The 273-nt window shown below is 69.2% G+C and carries 1 protein-coding gene; it reads left to right on the top strand.

Annotated features, from left to right (window positions below):
• Positions 1 to 27 precede the first annotated feature (27 nt).
• On the top strand, positions 28 to 273 hold a 246-nt coding region (locus V5E28_RS49355), incomplete at its 3' end, for a condensation domain-containing protein (protein ID WP_336217238.1).

Below are 273 nucleotides of genomic sequence, written 5' to 3' on the forward strand. Positions count from 1 at the left end.
GAGCCGGTGGTGCGTGACGGTGGCGGGTTGCCGCTGTCGTTCGCGCAGGAGCGGTTGTGGTTCCTGTGGCGGATGGCTCCTGATTCGCCGGTGTACAACGTGCCGATGGCCTATCGGCTTTCGGGGGAGCTGGATGTGCCGGCGCTGCGCCGGGCGTTGAGCCAGGTGGCCGGTCGGCATGAGGTGCTGCGTACCCGGTATGTGGAGCAGGACGGCAAGCCGGTCCAGCTGATCGATCAGCCGGCGGCGGTGGAGCTGCCGGTGGTGCCGGTC

The organism is Nonomuraea sp. LPB2021202275-12-8, from assembly GCF_037044575.1.
Taxonomy (GTDB): Bacteria; Actinomycetota; Actinomycetes; order Streptosporangiales; family Streptosporangiaceae; genus Nonomuraea.